The organism is ANME-2 cluster archaeon, assembly GCA_014237145.1.
In the GTDB taxonomy this organism is placed as follows: Archaea; Halobacteriota; Methanosarcinia; order Methanosarcinales; family Methanocomedenaceae; genus Methanocomedens_A.
In genome coordinates this window covers 52,172-68,209 of the sequence record JAAXOC010000096.1, presented here as the reverse complement: position 1 = coordinate 68,209, position 16,038 = coordinate 52,172, and the positions used below count along the sequence as shown (strand labels likewise).

Here is a 16,038-nt window from a genome sequence, read left to right as displayed (position 1 = left end):
AAATTAAAATATTAAATTATTTACATGCCCTGCTAGAGATTCTCCTCATTAAAATTTTAAAAGCACCTGCATGATTTACATTTTTAGACAAGATGCCCCTGTAGGATAGCGATCTAAGATAACACTGGTTTTTTTGTGAAGTTCTTTTAATTTGAATACTACACAAAAGATAATCCGGTCAACTCCTGTCCGTTATCCTGTCTGGCAGCCTTGTGCTCTTAATTATACTCCGGGTTTCTTTGATGATTTTACAATCAACAGAATGAGTCAATGGGTTATCACCCGATATCCTGGAATAGTACAGGTACTGCTGGGCATATCCGGCATATTGCCCGAAATAGCCGCGTGCAAATTCACCGATGATACCACTCTGTCTGCTTTTTGGACCCACCAGGAACCGGCCGTAGTGTTCATTCATCACTGACAGTATATGCGTATCTACCGGGAATGCCTCCAGCTTATCATAGGCGAACAGCAGCACGCAATCTGCTATCTTTGGCCCGATACCCCGCACTTCCATCAGCAATTCCCTTGCCTCCCTGTACTCAAGTTCAAAGGGCGCGCCCAGGTCAAGTTCTCCCCTGTCCACTTTCCTTGCCACCTCCAGTATATTAGCACTTCTAAATCCCAGTTTAGTCTCCCTCAACCTGCTCTCGCTGGTCTGGGCCAGCACTTCAGCAGTGGGGAACGAAAAATCCCGGCCCAGGTCATCGCCGTACTGCCTGCACAGGTTGGAAATGGAATCCTTGATATTGGGAATGGACTTGCAGCTTGAGGCCATGTAGGATATGAGGCATTCCCAGGGTTGTTGCCTTACCAGCCGCAATCCCCTGAAACGCCTTATCAGATTGTCCATTACAGGGTCGGTGTTTATCCGGCCGTATATCCCTGGCATATCGTCATCCAGCCTGAAATACCGGACGATGCTGTCCCTGTCCAGGCCGGTGTCAACTATCAGGTCACACCCATCCTGTCTTGCCCGCACAATATGGCCCAGGACCACGCCGGTCCACCATTCACCGCTGTGCTGCCACCTGAATACCTGTCCGCAGTCCAGTGTGCTGTCAAGGTCGAAGTCGTTGGTCGGGATACGCATGATCTGGGAATTGTTCCATTACAGGATAATCATTTTCTCAATATCGGTGCACGGGATTATACAGTCCGTATTGTTATAATAATTCCCTATTTTACCAGGTTAACCTGCCACTTAAACCAAATTTTACATATTATCAGGTCTGAGTTAGTAACAGATGGAACTCAATACCATCCTGTTCATTAAAAAGAAGTTCCAGGAACATTACAGGAAAGAGCCGCCTGAGCCTCCGCCGGGTCTTGAGAAACGGGAATGGGGATTTTTAATGTTTGAGCCGGATTCAGGTATGCGGCGGCACAAAGCATTTGTAAGCGTTGGTGAGATGCAGGAATATATCCAGGCCATGGTCCCGGCCCATGTGTACCATTCGGCTGCTTACTACCAGCATCCTAGTGCCCCTACCATGAAGGAAAAGAACTGGGAGGGTGCAGACCTGATCTTCGATATCGATGCCGACCACCTGCCTGTGAAGACTGATTCCTTCAAGGTCATGCTTGATGATGCAAAGCATGAGATCATCAAACTGATCGGGTTTTTGATGGATGATTTTGGGTTTGATGGGGAGACCCTTCATATTGCCTTTTCGGGAGGGCGGGGGTATCATGTTCATGTAAGGGACCCAAGGGTACTGAACCTGGACAGCGCCCAGCGAAGGGAGATAGTAGATTACCTGAGCGGGACCGGCCTTGACCTGGACCACATTTTCAAGAAAAAATATGTGGAAGGTGATGATAAGAGATCAAAGATACTGGTATTTCCATCCGAATCCCAGGGTGGGTGGGGCAGGCTGGTGAACCGCAAATTGATCAGCTACCTGCAGGAACTGGCAGGTGGTGACAATCCTGTAAAGAGACTCATGGAATTTGACAGGATCGGGAAAAAGACTGCAAATAAGATAATAAATACTGTTAACGATCCTGTTCATCTGGAACCTTTGAGGATGGGGAATTTTGATGCATTAAGCTCGATTCCTGCAGGGTTCTGGGAAACTGCCTTGCAGCAGGTCATACCACATATAAGTGTCCATATCGACGAACCTGTAACAGCCGACATAAAACGCCTGATAAGAGCGGCATCGTCCCTGCATGGAAAATCGGGCATGAAGGTAATATCGCTGACTGTGGATGAACTGCACAGGTTCGAACCCCTGGTGGATGCTGTGGTGTTTGGGGATAATGAGATAAAGATAAATGTCACCAGGCCCACTACAGTTGAGATGATGGATGAGCAATTCGAAGTGGAGGAGGGGGCTAATGTACTGCCCGAATATGCGGCTATCTACCTGATGTGTAAGGGTGCTGCCGAATATATGGGGGGAGTGAGATGAAATTCGAAGAACTTGTCCGTGTACTTGAGGAAGAGAAAAAACCCACCCTGTCGAGGATAGCTCCTGGTTTCTACTCAGCAGTACAGGAATATATCAAGGAACTGGAAGAAGCTGACCGGAAAATATCCAGGAGACATTCCGAGGAAAGTATCATGATCCAGTATGAACTGAAGAATGCCCTGTCAACGGTTGATAAGATATTCAACAGGCGTACACGCAAGATTATTAAAATGGCTTCTGGCAAGGCATTTTCTAAAAATCATACTAATATCACTCATGATATTGAGAATATGACCCCGGAGGAGAGGCATGTATATCAGCAGGTACTGGACGCAATCCTTTCAGGTAAGAAAAATACCATAGAACCCATCCTTGGCACATTAACTGAAAATGAACCCGGTATTAAGCCGGATAGTAAGCCAAATATTAAACCTGACATTAAATCAAGTATTCAACCTAACATTGAATCAGGTATTAAACCAGACAGTAAACCTGACATTAAATCAAGCATTAAACCTAACATTGGATCAGGTATTAAACCAGACAGTAAACCTGACATTAAATCAAGCATTCAACCCAACATTGAATCAGGTATTAAACCAAATATTCAACCTAAGATTAAATCAGATAATAAACCAGACAGTAAACCCCGCATCAAATCTGACATCACAACACCAGTGCAGGATACTGATGAACACCTGGTTCCGGCAGACGATGTCGGTGATAAAACGTCTGGAGCGATATCAACTGATGCAGGGACATCACCAGGGGTGTCGGATCAAGTACCAATTGATGATAAACAGGATATATCGGGGGCATCGGCAGCCGATAGTACACCTGGAACTGAAAAATCATCCCCTCAGGAAACAAAAACACAGGTTACCTCTCCACCACTTCATAAAGAAGAAATAGGCAGGGACTCTGATGAAAAAGGCAAAAAGGATATAAATAAAGAATACATTGTTGTGCGATTACTAAAGGACATCCCAAAGTTTAGGGGTGCCGATGGACGCAACTATATACTGGGTGCCCAGGACGTGGCTGTTTTACCGAAAGTAAATGCGAAACCCCTCATAAAACGTAAGGTAGCGGTACAGATCGAAAGTACTTGACAATAATTAGAATAAATAATATCACTCACAAAGGATGAAAATAATATGAAGATGCCAACAAAGTTCAGGACGCATTGCCCATTTTGCAAGACCCACACAGAGCATAAAGTAGAAAGGGTCAAGAAAGGTAAGGCATCGTCAATGACGAGAATTACGAGACAGAAACACAGACATCAGGGAATAGGCAATACAGGCAAGTTCTCAAAGGTGCCTGGCGGCGACAAGCCGACCAAGAAAGTAGCACTGAGGTACCGGTGCACCGTATGTAAGAAAGCATACCAGAAGAAATGTTTCAGAGCCGGTAAGTTCGAACTTACGGGGTGAATGCAAAAATGTTACAAGAACCAAAAAGCAGATTCCTTAAAGTCAAGTGCAATGATTGCGAGAACGAGCAGGTGATCTTCGGCAGTGCCAGCAGTATTATTGTCTGTCAGGTATGCGGCCGCACACTTGCAGAACCCACAGGCGGAAAGGGAATAATCAAAACACAGATTATCGAAGTACTGGAATAGATACATAAGAATTCATACCGGAGATAAATATGGAACGAAAAGGCTGGCCTGAAGAGGATGAACTGGTTGTCTGTACAGTAAAGCAGGTCAAGGACTTCGGTGCATTCACCGAACTTGACGAATATGGCCTAAAGGAAGGCCTGATCCATATATCCGAGGTAGCTGCCGGTTGGGTCAAATACATCAGGGACCACGTGAGAGAGGGGCAAAAGATCGTCTGTAAGGTCCTGAATGTTGAACCTACGAAGCATCATATCGACCTGTCGTTGAAGGATGTTAATGAACACCAGCGGCGGGAAAAGATACAGGATTGGAAGAATGAGCAAAAGGCCGAAAATTGGATAAATTACGTGGCTGAGGTCACCAAAACCGGTCCTGAAGAACTGGAAGAACTTATCGACCAGCTCTATGAAATTTATGACAGCGTATATGCAGCTTTTGAAGAAGGTATGCAGAACGGGGCAGATGCATTGATAGATGCAGGGGTGAAAAGTGCACAGGCCGAAGCCATCAGCAATGTGGGAATTGAAAATATAAAAATACCGTATGTGGAGATCACAGGATACATGGACCTGTCATGCCCGACGCCCGAAGGCGTGGATGCCATCAACAAATCCCTTAAATCCGCTGCTAAGATCAAAGTGGATGAAGACGTGAAAGTTGATGTCACCTATATGGGTGCCCCGAGATACAGGATACATGTTACAGCTCCTGATTACAAAAAAGCCGAGAATGTACTTAAACAATCGGCAGATGCAGCTATCAAGGTTATAAAGAATGCCAAGGGTACAGGCTCATTCCACAGGCATAATGAAGCCAAGGCCTGAAGGATTATTATGGGTCAACATATCAAATACTGTACAGAATGCGCCAATTATACTCTAAAAGACAAGTGCCCATCCTGCGGCGGTACAACTATTAACCCGAAACCTGGCCGGTTCTCACTGGAAGACAGGTACGGTAGATACAGGCGATTGATGAAAAGCCAGTTAAAAGAGAGCTAAATGCAAATGAAAGAAACAATTGTAAAGATTTTAAACGAAGTCGAACTGGAAGACCCCATTCTGATCGAAGGTCTGCCAGGTGTGGGCCATGTGGGCAAACTGGTAGCCGAGCAGATGGTGGAAGAACTTGAAACTGAGAAGATCGTGGAGATATATTCTCCCCATTTTCCTCCACAAGTTATTGTAAAAGATGATTTTTCAGTTGAACTTGTAAAAAATGAATTCTATGCGCACAAATCAGATACCCATAATGACCTGCTGATCGTGGTGGGAGACCATCAGAGCGTTACAAATGAAGGACATTATGAAATCTCTGGTATCATCCTGAACATAGCAACAGAGTACAACGTTAAGCGTATCTATACCCTTGGTGGCTATGGAACAGGACAGCTTACTGAAAGCGAATCCGTGCTGGGTGCAGTGAACAATACCGACATGATCGAGGAACTTAAAGGATATGGTGTGGAATTCAAGGAAAACGAACCTGCAGGTGGAATAGTAGGCGTGTCGGGCTTACTTCTGGGTTTGAGTAAAATAAGGGGTATTGATGCCGCTTGTCTTATGGGTACTACTTCAGGTTATCTTGTAGACCCAAAAAGTGCACAGGCCGTACTAAGCGTACTTAGTTCTATCCTGGATATGCAGGTCGATACCCAAAGCCTGGAGGAAAGAGCCAAGGACATGGAGCGTATAATGGCAAAGATCCTTGAAATGGAACAGATGCAGGGACCACGTGAGATTGGTGTAGACGAAGACCTGCGGTATATCGGTTAACAGAAAAAGTAAAAAGGTTAGGAGGCCGTCCCCCCAAAAACGGCCGCTCTTTCACTTACTTGATAATGATATTTTCCTGGTATCTCCCTCTTACATATTATTTAATATATAATCTCATATTATTAAATAGATGATATTATATTTAACAGATATATAATATTACATTTAATAGGTATAATACTCATCAATGTTTTTCTTCAATTTTGTACCTTCCCTAAGTCCAATTTTCAACGCCTTTTCATTAATGGGCAGCAAATCCGCCCTCATACGCTCTTTCAGTGCTTCCTTTAACGATACCGGTCTTACGATATCGGTAAGAGCTATTATACTTCCCAGTGCGATCACATTGGCGATAATAACCACACCTGCCTTTGTGGCCAGTTTTGTAAAGGGAATGCTATAATGTTTGATAGGGGGGTGGTGCATGACCAGTGTAGAATCCACGATTAAAATACCATCATCCTTCAATTCAGGAACAAATTTATTACATGATTCCTGGTTCATAGCAAGTATAATATCCATTTTTTCAGGTATAGGATAATCGATGGGCTTGTCACTAATGATCAGGTTTGACTTGCTGGCACCACCCCTGGCTTCAGGGCCGTAACTACTGGTCATTGTCACGTTCTTTCCGTCCTTGACTGCTGCATGTGCCAGCAGCGCGCCACCCAGGATAAGACCCTGGCCACCCGAACCTGATAAGCATAAATTATGTTGCGTCATAGCCTGTCATCACCTGCCTTTTTAACAATCTGTCTGTATCTTTCCAGGTAATCAGGTTCATCCAGATCTACAAGAATACCGACAGGGAACTGCTCGCCTACCTCTCCGGACGGTATCTTCTTAAATGCCGGGTTAGAGATGGAATTGTTTTTAAACCACATCATCATGTCCACCGGACTGCCTTTTTTATTGCGCCTTCCATACTGTACCGGGCACTGGGACATAGCTTCTACCACACTGAAACCTTTCTTGTCGATAGCCCTGTACAGCAGGGCATCCAGCATCTTGGCATGATATGTAGTTGACCGTGCTACAAAGGATGCACCACAGGCTTCCACCAGTTTACAGATGTCGAATGGCTTTTCTATGCTGCCGTACTGGGCGGTACTGGCCTTGTGTTCCATGGGCGTGGTAGGGGAGTACTGACCCCCGGTCATGCCGTAGATGTTGTTGTTGACAATAAGGGCGGTCAGGTCTATATTTCGGCGGCAGGAATGTATCAGGTGGTTGCCGCCAATGGCAGTGGCATCACCATCCCCCATGACCACGATAATGTTAAGTTTTGGATTTGCCAGCTTGATGCCTGTAGCAAATGATAGTGCCCGGCCATGGGTAGTATGAAGAGTATTAAAGTCCAGGTAAGTGCTCATCCTGCCTGAACAGCCTATACCGCTGACAAGCACGATCTCGTCCTTGGTAAACCCTGTCCTTTCAATAGCCCTGACAAGTGCACCCATGACTATGCCTATACCACAGCCCGGGCACCATACATGGGGGAATGTCTTATCAGGCCGCAGGTACTTGTACATGGTCTCTGAAGTATGTATCATAATGCTGTTCCCTCTATCTTTTCCATGATCTGGGCCGGGGTTATCAGTTCACCATCTACTCTGGTGACCCGCACCGCTCTTTTTGGGCAGGATTTCAGCACTTCACCATAGACCTGCCCGTAGTTCATCTCTGGCACAACGAACAACTTAACCCTCTTACTAATGTTCTCCAGATGGAACCTGGGGAATGGCCACAGGGTTATGGGTCTGAGCAGTCCGACCTTTAGCCCCTCGCTCCTGGCAATATTTACGGCCTCACGGGCAGAGCGGGCCACACTTCCGTGTGCCACGATACAGATGTCGGCATCTTCAAGCATATATTCCTCTATCCTGATAATATCATGCAAATTGTTTTTGATCTTGTAGATAAGTTTGTCCAGGCACTGTTCCACTTCTTCATGAACCAGTGTGGGAAAGCCTGATTTGTCATGTACCATTCCAGTCACATGGTATCTGTATCCATCACCGAATGGCACCAGGGGTACTATCTCACCACCAGGCAGGTCATCGTAAGGATTATACCAATCCGGTGGTACAGAGGGTTCAGGTCTGTCAATAACCTCAATTTTTTCAGGTAACTGGACATTTTCCCACATATGACCGACTAACCCATCCATGAGCATGATCACTGGACTGCGATATTTCTCAGCCAGGTTAAACGCATGGATTGTGAGGGTATAGCATTCCAGTACCGATTGGGGTGATAATACAATGATGGGATGGGGGCCGTGGGTACCCCAGCGGCTCTGCATCACATCGCCCTGGCTGGGCCTGGTGGGCATTCCGGTACTTGGCCCGCCCCTCATTACATTTACTAATACGCAGGGTATCTCTGCCATTGATGCGAAACCCAGGTTTTCCTGCATTAGCGAGAATCCGGGGCCACTGGTGGCGGTCATGGATTTGACTCCGGCCAGTGATGCACCGATAATGGCACCCATACTGGATATCTCATCTTCCATTTGTATGAAAGTACCCCCTATCTTTGGCAGTTCGACTGAGAGAAACTCAGCGATCTCTGTGCTGGGTGTGATGGGGTATCCGGCAAAGAACCTCATCCCCGCCGCCAGTGCCCCCAATGCACAGGCTTCATTACCATGAAGTACTATATCCTTATATTTTTTCATGTTCAGCCTCCTTTACGTTAGGATTATTTTGCACTGTAATTGCATAGTCGGGACAGTGGATGTCACACAGGCCGCACATAATACAATCCTTGGGCCTGGCTGCATAAGGATATCCGTTAGTGCCGCTTTCCAGTACATTTTTAGGACAGATGGCTATGCAGATGCCACATTTCTTGCACCATCTGGAAAAGATATGTATGGGGTCGTCATTTTTCTGTTTCATCCTGGTAAACGTCCATCTTTATTTGGATATGAAGTTAAACAATATGTCAGTGTTTGGGAAATATAAATAATATTCGATAAGAGTAAGCTATCTTAATGGGAAATATTTTGGACGTATAGGAATTATACACTTTCCTGCAGGTTTAGAAAATGCGGACGAAGTGAGCATTTTCTTAATGTAGAAAATGAATGAATGGAATACACGATTAAGTTGCCTATTTTACAGTACAACAAAAAAATGAATCCACTCCGGTTTGGAATAGAAATAGGCCCCGACTCCCCCAGGGGCCTCAATTGTTAATTAACATGGAATGATAGGCCTGAAATCCCAGGTAATTTGGCTATCAGACGATAATATGACCTCTAATATGCCATATGGTATGCCAGTTTTTTCTTTTGCGATAAGTCCATTTTTCCATATACGGCGTCATACAGTGCCATGACCTGGTTCGTATCGGTTGGGTCTTGAAGCTCATGGGCCGCTTGTTTGAATATCTTCCATAGATTTTCCGGATGGGAATTTATATTATCAACGGTTTTTTGTGCTATTGGTTCTATAGTTTCCTCGATTACTGGTATGTTGGCCTTCCGGTTCTTGTCGAATGCTTCCTGATATAGTTCAAATGCTTTAGGGTTTGTCTGTTCCCATGTTCTTACATGAGGTGGTAGTTCCATTTCTTCGGACATAATTCATCATTCTCCATTTGTATCATTAATACAATTTTTTGTAATATTTAGTATTACGATTTTACATATTCGTATTACAAATATATAAGATTTACGCTATATCTGGCCTTGAGACATAATTATTTTGTGATTCAATATGCTGCGGCTTTTTTTGAAAAAATATATTCAACCATCTTCCCTGCTACACCCTTGGAACTCCGGCTCTCAGCCACGACCACCCCCGCCCGGCGGCGCGTTTGTGCCTATTGCAGCTACCGGGTCAATTCGAGGATTATCAGATGAGGACCCGATCAATACATGAGTTTCGGCCATTTAATTTATTGCGACCAGTCAAATCAAACAAATTTAAAATTATACATGCCCATAATCAATGAAGATAAACTTATTAGTTATTACAACCTTATCAGAATCCATGAACAAGACATATGTTGAGATTACTTCTTCAGTTGGCGCTGTAGCGGTGTTCATTATTTTAATTGTTATTGTCAATACAACATTTTCAGCTTATGCTGCCTATGGAAATGTAGTAATATTACTTATTTATGTGATAAGCGTGGGATTGATCGGCCTTAAACTTGCTGAGATAAGTAACTGACTTTCTATCGCAGTATCTCCGAATAACTCCCGAATTCCTCAATTCGTTTTATATTACTGTACATTTCAAAGTTATACAGCTAATATCCATCAATTTCCAATGCCAACTCTTATTATGTGATTTATTTAAAAATGATTCAAGAATAAATTGAAAAAAAATCGTGCAGGTTAAAGATAGAAGTCCTAACTCAACTGCACATATTTTGACTTTGTTTAAAGCGTGTTAATTATCCGGTATACTCCGGACAAACACATAGTGTATGACTATAAACTTCAGAATTAATATCTCTTCGGTCTATGGTTTTTATAGCACTCTCTGCAGTACACCGGTCTATCAGGATCGGGTACAAAAGGCACTTCGGTTTCTTGACCACAATCGGCACATGTAGCTTTATGCATCTCCCTTGGTCCAAAACCGCCTTTTCTTTCGAAACCTCTTCGTTCCATTTATTTTCATCCATTGTTGTTTTAATCAACTAATACAGAAATCTGCTCATGAGAATATGTGAATCCTTATGAGGTTTAAAGATTAATTGACAACGCTTCTTTACTATCTACTGGTTTATAGTACTATTGCTCAACCTTTTACTTTAGTACTATTGCCCAACATTGTAGAACCGCCAGACCTTAATCAACATCACGATGATAGGACTGTACCGACCTTACATCGATCAGGTTCTCCCGTGCCGCTCTAATACCCCTTGCAGCAGCCATGGCGGCAGCAGTGGTAGTATGGTACGGAATATTGTACTTAATAGCAGATTTTCGGATATAGCTGTCCTCGTAAACACCCTCCTTACCAATAGGGGTGTTCAGTACGAACTGTATTTCCTGGTTATGCATTGCATCAACAATATTTGGCCGCCCCTCATGCATTTTCTTGATAACTTCACATTCTATCCCGTTTTCCTTAAAGAAACCGGCTGTGCCTTTCGTGGCAAGTATCGTAAATCCCATTGAAAACAGTTCCCTGCCAACAAGAAGCGCACGCTGCCTGTCGCCTGCCGCTACTGTGATAAGTGCGGTACCTTCAAGAGGCAATGAAGACCCGGCAGCAACCTGGGACTTGAAAAAAGCAGTCTCAAATGAATCTGCCATGCCCAGCACCTCACCTGTAGAGCGCATCTCAGGCCCGAGCACGGGGTCAACCTCAGGGAACATATTGAACGGGAATACAGTCTCTTTGACACCGAAATGCGGGTAAGTACGCAGGTGGGTGTCCATATCTGACAGTTTTGCACCAAGCATGACCTGAGTCGCAATTTGTGCCATTGATACGCCTGTAACCTTTGACACTAATGGCACAGTACGTGAAGCCCTCGGGTTCGCTTCCAGGATATAAACAATATCATCCTTGATGGCATACTGGATATTCATAAGTCCCACAACCTTCAATTTAATGGCAATACGGCGCGTGTATTCTTTAAGGGTCTCCATTTGTTCCTCTGGGATACCTACGGGAGGCAATACACATGCACTATCACCCGAGTGGATTCCGGCAAGTTCGATGTGTTCCATGATCGATGGGATAAAAACATCAGTACCGTCAGATATCGCATCCACTTCACATTCCAGTGCATCCTCAAGGAACTTGTCTATAAGCATTGGTTTTTCTGGTGTTATCTCAATAGCTCCGGTAACGTATTTTTCAAGCATTTCATCGTCATATACGATCTCCATACCCCGCCCGCCAAGCACATACGAGGGACGAACGATCAGTGGATAGCCTATTCGCCCGGCAACATCCAGTGCTTCTTTTAGTGATCTGGCAGTACCGGGTTCCGGCATGGGTATCTTTAGATTCCTGATAATGTCTGCAAACCGCTCTCGGTCTTCTGCCAGGTCAATGCTCTTGACCGACGTTCCCAGGATGTTCACGCCTGCCACTTCAAGTTCTGCGGCAATGTTCAATGGTGTCTGGCCGCCGAACTGCACGATTGCCCCGATTGGTTTTTCCTTGTCATAGATGCTCAGCACATCTTCTACGGTAACAGGTTCAAAGTACAGTTTATCCGAAGTGTCGTAGTCGGTAGACACTGTTTCAGGATTGCAGTTGACCATGATAGACTCATAACCAAGTTCGCGCAGTGTGAAAGCGGCATGCACACAGGTATAGTCGAACTCGATACCCTGTCCTATTCGGTTGGGCCCGCCGCCGATAATCATGATCTTCTTCCTGTCAGATACTGGAACCTCATCGTCTGCATTGTAGGTAGAGTAGTAATAGGCTGCATCCTCTGCTCCACTCACAGGCACTATGTTCCATGACTGTTGCAGGCCAAGGGATAAGCGCTGCTCGCGTATCTGTTGTTCAGGTACACCCAGTATCTGGCCCAGGTACTTATCAGAAAAACCATCTTTCTTGGCATGGATAAGCAGGTCATCCGGCAGCTTGCTGCCTTTGTACTTCAGGACCATTTCTTCCAGTTCCACCAGTTCCTTCATTTGCTCTAAGAACCAGTGCTTGATATGCGTTATCCTGAACAATTCATCCACAGACATCCATTTTCGAAGTGCTTCGTAAATGATGAACTGACGTTCGGATGAAGGCTCTACCAGTAGTTTTTGCAACTCATCCAGTGATAGGTCGTTGAAGTTTTTGGCAAATCCCAGGCCGTAGCGCCCGGTCTCAAGGGAGCGGATGGCTTTCTGGAATGCTTCCTTGTAATTCTTGCCGATGCTCATGGCCTCGCCAACAGCACGCATTTGTGTACCAAGCTGGTCAATGGAGCCAGGGAATTTCTCAAAGGCCCAGCGTGCGAACTTTATAACCACATATTCACCGGACGGTGTGTACCTGTCCAGTGTGCCGTCGCGCCAGTATGGAATATCTTCCAGCAGCAAGCCGCCTGCCAGTTTTGCAGACACCAGTGCGATCGGGAACCCTGTGGCTTTGGAAGCCAGGGCAGATGAACGTGATGTACGTGGATTGATCTCGATCACGACTATGCGGCCGGTCTCGGGGTCGTGGGCGAACTGGACATTGGTGCCGCCTGTCACTCCGATTGCATCCACAATGCGGTACGAATAGTCCTGCAGCCGCTCCTGTAGTGCTTCATCGATGGTGAGCATGGGTGCAGAGCAGAAGCTGTCGCCTGTATGCACGCCCATGGCATCGATGTTCTCAATAAAACAGACAGTTATTTTGTTACCTTTTGCATCCCTTACTACTTCAAGTTCAAGTTCCTCCCAGCCCAGTACAGATTCTTCCACAAGTATCTGCCCGATGAGGCTGGCCGATATACCCCTGGCACCAATGGTGCGCAGTTCATCCACGTTATAGGCGAACCCCCCACCTGTCCCGCCCATGGTGTAAGCAGGCCGGATGACCACAGGATAGCCGATATCTTTCGCTATCTTTTCAGCTCCTTCTATGCTGAAGGTAGTCTCACTGCGAGCAGTCTCCACACCAACACTGTCCATGGTCTCCTTGAAAATGGTGCGGTCCTCGCCACGCCTGATGGCGTCGGCTTGTACCCCTATGATCTCTACGCCATATTTTTCAAGGATGCCTTCTTCATGAAGTTCAAAGGACAGGTTCAGCCCTTTCTGCCCGCCCAGGTTAGGTAGCAGGGCATCAGGGCGCTCCTTGTCTATGATCTTCTCCAGGGTTTCAATGTTCAGCGGCTCGATATAAGTAATATCAGCCATGCCGGGATCGGTCATGATAGTGGCAGGGTTAGAATTGACGAGCACGATCTCATAACCAAGCTGGCGCAGTGCTTTACAGGCCTGTGTGCCAGAATAGTCAAATTCAGCGGCCTGGCCGATAACGATCGGGCCGGACCCAATAATTAGTACTTTGTGGATGTCCTCTCTTTTGGGCATATCTTCACCTTCTCCAGAAGGGACATTATGGCTTAATACTCTTTTGTATTACACCGATATTCTTTTTATTTCAAAGGTTAGTATCTACACAATGAATATCCAGATAATAGGCGGGTTGGTCAATATTACAGACCTGGGTAGATTTCTCAAACAACTCTCAGACATCGAAAGCACTCAAAATGTAACGGTGCAGGCATTGAACGCTGAGTTGGTATCAGGTAGCAGGCACTTGATGTTCGCTGTAGGGAAGGCCATAAGGTCATTTGGATCGGGCAGGAATACTGCAAATAACCTTGGAATGGAGATAATGCTGTATGCTTCGGGTAACCTGCAGATTGGCCGGGCACTGGGCATGGGTGTAAAAACAGGGGATAACCGTGTAGCTGTGGTAGTGGCAGGTTACAACGGTGTGGATGATGCTATTAGTGCAGTAAATGAAGTGCTGGATACCGTTGACCCTGCAGTACTTAAATATTCAAAGGCCAAGCAGGACGGCTTACTGGAATTTTTCAATATAACTTACGATGAACTGGATGCTGTAGGTGAGAGCAAGATACCTGAACTGGTGCTGGAGAGGGTGGCCCTGGTTGATGTGATCAAATAGGGTAGGTATCGTTTTACAGCCTCTAGAGTTATAATTCTAATTATGATTACAATTATATTTTACAGGTCATACGATCTGCTGGAAGGCATAGTTAATTTTGTCTGGAGTACAATGTAGAACTCACAAAGATCATCTCCTCTCCCGATTGTCCTTTTGGATTTTATCACTGCATCGCCCTTGAATACGTAGTCAGTGGCACCTTTTAGTAAACCATGAGTAATATTACATAGGTGAATATTGAATTTTCCATGAGGGTGTACGAACTGACATTTGGTGACTACATAATGCATCACATTAGGGTCGATCAGTTCCAGGTCTGATTCACGGCCAAGTTTTAAATCAATATCAGAGAATGCCGTTTTAAACGTCTCCAGATTCCAGTCACTAATATTAAATTCCCTTTCATATTCCTTAATTATCTGTTCACCCATTCGTATTCCCAGTTTTTCAACTGTAGTATATATCTCCTTTTTATCCTTTATTCCGTCAAGGAAAATTAAAAAGGCCATCAGTTCATTGCTAAAACCGCCTCTTGAACTCATAAGGCTGTCTACCAGTTCAGAAATTCTTCCTTCAATCTCCCGCTTATGCTGCAGGACTATTAAACTTGAGACTTCAACAGGTTCATAATGATAACCATTCATCTTCAGTATGTTCACCAGTGTTTCGGTTATGGATTCGATGACCTCCTTATTTGAGTATGAATGGAATATCGTGAGCTGGTCCTGGTCAATATCGATCCTGTCAACAATCCGTGAGGTTTCAAATACGGATTTTATCATTGGCAGGAGTGCCTGCAGGTTAATGTCCCGCCTGGGCAGTCCAGTATAGATCAAGAACAGGTCAGTATCATCAGTCGCCTGGCCGGACATCATCTTCTCGTAATTCTTCCTGTGGATCGTTACCATCTGGTAGTTAGTATTAATGTGAGTGCCGACAAGGGTTTTCCAGAATTCTTGTTTTGTTCGGATCTCTTGGATGGTTGTGCCCAGGTCACCAAGATGTACCAGACAGTCCCTGTAAGCCTCACTTGCGTTGTTTCTTTCAATGAACCTGATGCTGGTCTCAGAATACCGGTTGGAAATATGTTCAATACCGATATTATAATCTGCTATGAACAGGCAGATCAATTTCAAGATGAGCGCTCGCTGCCCCTCGCTCCCACCTGAAAGGATATATGTTGAAGATGGCTCGAACCTTGTTTTAGTCCTCCATCCCATCCTGATACACAACTCATTGACCTGCTCCACGAGATTATCAATATATGGGTAAGGTACTGGCTCAAAAAGCCCCTTAACAACGCCTTTTTCCGGAAGAATGCCCTGGCTGTTACCAAGTAACCACTGCCAGATAAGTTTGTCAACTAAAACCCGCTGGTTCTCTATCTTTTCACTTGATACTGCATCATCTATGGCGTTCTCAAGGCTGCCATGGCTTTTGATCATCATGTCCGCGAACTCGATAATCTCCCTGATGCTTGCACTTATGTTCCCCTCGTTCTTTTCAAGGAGTGAAGATAGAATATCCAGATGCTTTTTTTCAAGTGTAATATTGCGTCGTTCCATTTCTACCAGAATAACTTATATGAGCTTCTTCTTTAT

18 protein-coding genes are annotated in these 16,038 nt (G+C 45.0%); 9 read left to right on the top strand and 9 right to left on the bottom strand.

Annotation, left to right across the window (positions count from 1 at the left end; translation table 11 throughout):
- Nucleotides 1-178: 178 nt before the first annotated feature.
- The gene (locus tag HF974_13045; protein MBC2699230.1) at nucleotides 179-1,099 is read right to left on the bottom strand and encodes a DNA-3-methyladenine glycosylase 2 family protein; all 921 of its coding nucleotides are present in this window, start codon (nucleotides 1,097-1,099) and stop codon (nucleotides 179-181) included.
- 151 nt (nucleotides 1,100-1,250) lie between these two features.
- Between HF974_13045 and priS the strand changes: the two genes are divergently transcribed.
- Genes priS through HF974_13010 form a run of 7 tightly spaced genes read left to right on the top strand, consistent with a single transcriptional unit; the run spans nucleotide 1,251 to nucleotide 5,822 of the window.
- Nucleotides 1,251-2,420, top strand: a complete 1,170-nt coding sequence (gene priS, locus HF974_13040) for a DNA primase catalytic subunit PriS (protein ID MBC2699229.1) — start codon at nucleotides 1,251-1,253, stop codon at nucleotides 2,418-2,420.
- Nucleotides 2,417-3,532, top strand: a complete 1,116-nt coding sequence (locus tag HF974_13035; protein MBC2699228.1) for a hypothetical protein — start codon at nucleotides 2,417-2,419, stop codon at nucleotides 3,530-3,532. Before priS ends, HF974_13035 begins: the two co-directional genes overlap by 4 nt.
- Before the next feature lie 45 nt (nucleotides 3,533-3,577).
- Nucleotides 3,578-3,856 carry a 50S ribosomal protein L44e gene (locus tag HF974_13030; protein ID MBC2699227.1) on the top strand — a complete coding sequence of 93 codons (279 nt, stop codon included), beginning with the start codon at nucleotides 3,578-3,580 and terminating at the stop codon, nucleotides 3,854-3,856.
- 8 nt (nucleotides 3,857-3,864) lie between these two features.
- Entirely contained in the window at nucleotides 3,865-4,044 is a 180-nt protein-coding gene (locus HF974_13025; protein MBC2699226.1) for a 30S ribosomal protein S27e, read from the top strand.
- Between the two features lie 29 nt (nucleotides 4,045-4,073).
- Nucleotides 4,074-4,871 carry a translation initiation factor IF-2 subunit alpha gene (locus tag HF974_13020; protein ID MBC2699225.1) on the top strand — a complete coding sequence of 266 codons (798 nt, stop codon included), beginning with the start codon at nucleotides 4,074-4,076 and terminating at the stop codon, nucleotides 4,869-4,871.
- Nucleotides 4,872-4,880: 9 nt separating this feature from the next.
- Complete coding sequence (locus HF974_13015; GenBank protein MBC2699224.1) at nucleotides 4,881-5,048, top strand: RNA-protein complex protein Nop10; 168 nt, start codon at nucleotides 4,881-4,883, stop codon at nucleotides 5,046-5,048.
- 6 nt (nucleotides 5,049-5,054) lie between these two features.
- Entirely contained in the window at nucleotides 5,055-5,822 is a 768-nt protein-coding gene (locus HF974_13010) for a proteasome assembly chaperone family protein (GenBank protein MBC2699223.1), read from the top strand.
- Nucleotides 5,823-5,987: 165 nt separating this feature from the next.
- Here HF974_13010 and HF974_13005 read toward each other — a convergent pair whose 3' ends face one another.
- From HF974_13005 to HF974_12985, 5 genes are all read right to left on the bottom strand, one after another.
- Nucleotides 5,988-6,545: a 2-oxoacid:ferredoxin oxidoreductase subunit gamma gene (locus HF974_13005; protein MBC2699222.1), complete on the bottom strand. Its 558-nt coding sequence runs from the start codon at nucleotides 6,543-6,545 to the stop codon at nucleotides 5,988-5,990.
- Nucleotides 6,542-7,375 (bottom strand): 2-oxoacid:ferredoxin oxidoreductase subunit beta, encoded by an 834-nt coding sequence (locus HF974_13000; GenBank protein MBC2699221.1) that lies wholly within the window; start codon nucleotides 7,373-7,375, stop codon nucleotides 6,542-6,544. The genes HF974_13005 and HF974_13000 overlap by 4 nt, the downstream gene beginning before the upstream one ends.
- Nucleotides 7,372-8,502 carry a 2-oxoacid:acceptor oxidoreductase subunit alpha gene (locus HF974_12995; protein ID MBC2699220.1) on the bottom strand — a complete coding sequence of 377 codons (1,131 nt, stop codon included), beginning with the start codon at nucleotides 8,500-8,502 and terminating at the stop codon, nucleotides 7,372-7,374. Before HF974_12995 ends, HF974_13000 begins: the two co-directional genes overlap by 4 nt.
- Nucleotides 8,489-8,725 (bottom strand): 4Fe-4S binding protein, encoded by a 237-nt coding sequence (locus tag HF974_12990; GenBank protein MBC2699219.1) that lies wholly within the window; start codon nucleotides 8,723-8,725, stop codon nucleotides 8,489-8,491. Before HF974_12990 ends, HF974_12995 begins: the two co-directional genes overlap by 14 nt.
- Nucleotides 8,726-9,087: 362 nt before the next feature.
- Complete coding sequence (locus HF974_12985; protein MBC2699218.1) at nucleotides 9,088-9,411, bottom strand: hypothetical protein; 324 nt, start codon at nucleotides 9,409-9,411, stop codon at nucleotides 9,088-9,090.
- A 412-nt stretch (nucleotides 9,412-9,823) separates the two neighbouring features.
- Between HF974_12985 and HF974_12980 the strand changes: the two genes are divergently transcribed.
- Nucleotides 9,824-10,006, top strand: a complete 183-nt coding sequence (locus HF974_12980) for a hypothetical protein (GenBank protein MBC2699217.1) — start codon at nucleotides 9,824-9,826, stop codon at nucleotides 10,004-10,006.
- Nucleotides 10,007-10,284: 278 nt separating this feature from the next.
- Here the strand turns inward: HF974_12980 and HF974_12975 are convergent, their stop codons facing one another.
- Nucleotides 10,285-10,452: a hypothetical protein gene (locus tag HF974_12975; protein ID MBC2699216.1), complete on the bottom strand. Its 168-nt coding sequence runs from the start codon at nucleotides 10,450-10,452 to the stop codon at nucleotides 10,285-10,287.
- 180 nt (nucleotides 10,453-10,632) lie between these two features.
- Complete coding sequence (gene carB, locus HF974_12970; GenBank protein ID MBC2699215.1) at nucleotides 10,633-13,833, bottom strand: carbamoyl-phosphate synthase large subunit; 3,201 nt, start codon at nucleotides 13,831-13,833, stop codon at nucleotides 10,633-10,635.
- A 91-nt stretch (nucleotides 13,834-13,924) separates the two neighbouring features.
- On the opposite strand from carB, the gene HF974_12965 reads away from it, so the two are divergent.
- A complete protein-coding gene (locus HF974_12965) occupies nucleotides 13,925-14,437 on the top strand; it encodes a hypothetical protein (GenBank protein ID MBC2699214.1) in 513 nt (170 codons plus the stop codon).
- Nucleotides 14,438-14,496: 59 nt separating this feature from the next.
- Here the strand turns inward: HF974_12965 and HF974_12960 are convergent, their stop codons facing one another.
- The gene (locus tag HF974_12960; GenBank protein ID MBC2699213.1) at nucleotides 14,497-16,002 is read right to left on the bottom strand and encodes a hypothetical protein; all 1,506 of its coding nucleotides are present in this window, start codon (nucleotides 16,000-16,002) and stop codon (nucleotides 14,497-14,499) included.
- Nucleotides 16,003-16,038: the final 36 nt, after the last annotated feature.

Coding starts and splice junctions, on each gene's coding strand:
- priS (MBC2699229.1), top strand. CDS start 1,251: ATGGAACTCAATACCATCCTGTTCATTAAAAAGAAGTTCCAGGAACAT.
- HF974_13035 (MBC2699228.1), top strand. CDS start 2,417: ATGAAATTCGAAGAACTTGTCCGTGTACTTGAGGAAGAGAAAAAACCC.
- HF974_13030 (MBC2699227.1), top strand. CDS start 3,578: ATGAAGATGCCAACAAAGTTCAGGACGCATTGCCCATTTTGCAAGACC.
- HF974_13025 (MBC2699226.1), top strand. CDS start 3,865: ATGTTACAAGAACCAAAAAGCAGATTCCTTAAAGTCAAGTGCAATGAT.
- HF974_13020 (MBC2699225.1), top strand. CDS start 4,074: ATGGAACGAAAAGGCTGGCCTGAAGAGGATGAACTGGTTGTCTGTACA.
- HF974_13015 (MBC2699224.1), top strand. CDS start 4,881: ATGGGTCAACATATCAAATACTGTACAGAATGCGCCAATTATACTCTA.
- HF974_13010 (MBC2699223.1), top strand. CDS start 5,055: ATGAAAGAAACAATTGTAAAGATTTTAAACGAAGTCGAACTGGAAGAC.
- HF974_13005 (MBC2699222.1), bottom strand. CDS start 6,545: ATGACGCAACATAATTTATGCTTATCAGGTTCGGGTGGCCAGGGTCTT.
- HF974_13000 (MBC2699221.1), bottom strand. CDS start 7,375: ATGATACATACTTCAGAGACCATGTACAAGTACCTGCGGCCTGATAAG.
- HF974_12995 (MBC2699220.1), bottom strand. CDS start 8,502: ATGAAAAAATATAAGGATATAGTACTTCATGGTAATGAAGCCTGTGCA.
- HF974_12990 (MBC2699219.1), bottom strand. CDS start 8,725: ATGAAACAGAAAAATGACGACCCCATACATATCTTTTCCAGATGGTGC.
- HF974_12985 (MBC2699218.1), bottom strand. CDS start 9,411: ATGTCCGAAGAAATGGAACTACCACCTCATGTAAGAACATGGGAACAG.
- HF974_12980 (MBC2699217.1), top strand. CDS start 9,824: ATGAACAAGACATATGTTGAGATTACTTCTTCAGTTGGCGCTGTAGCG.
- HF974_12975 (MBC2699216.1), bottom strand. CDS start 10,452: ATGGAACGAAGAGGTTTCGAAAGAAAAGGCGGTTTTGGACCAAGGGAG.
- carB (MBC2699215.1), bottom strand. CDS start 13,833: ATGCCCAAAAGAGAGGACATCCACAAAGTACTAATTATTGGGTCCGGC.
- HF974_12965 (MBC2699214.1), top strand. CDS start 13,925: ATGAATATCCAGATAATAGGCGGGTTGGTCAATATTACAGACCTGGGT.
- HF974_12960 (MBC2699213.1), bottom strand. CDS start 16,002: ATGGAACGACGCAATATTACACTTGAAAAAAAGCATCTGGATATTCTA.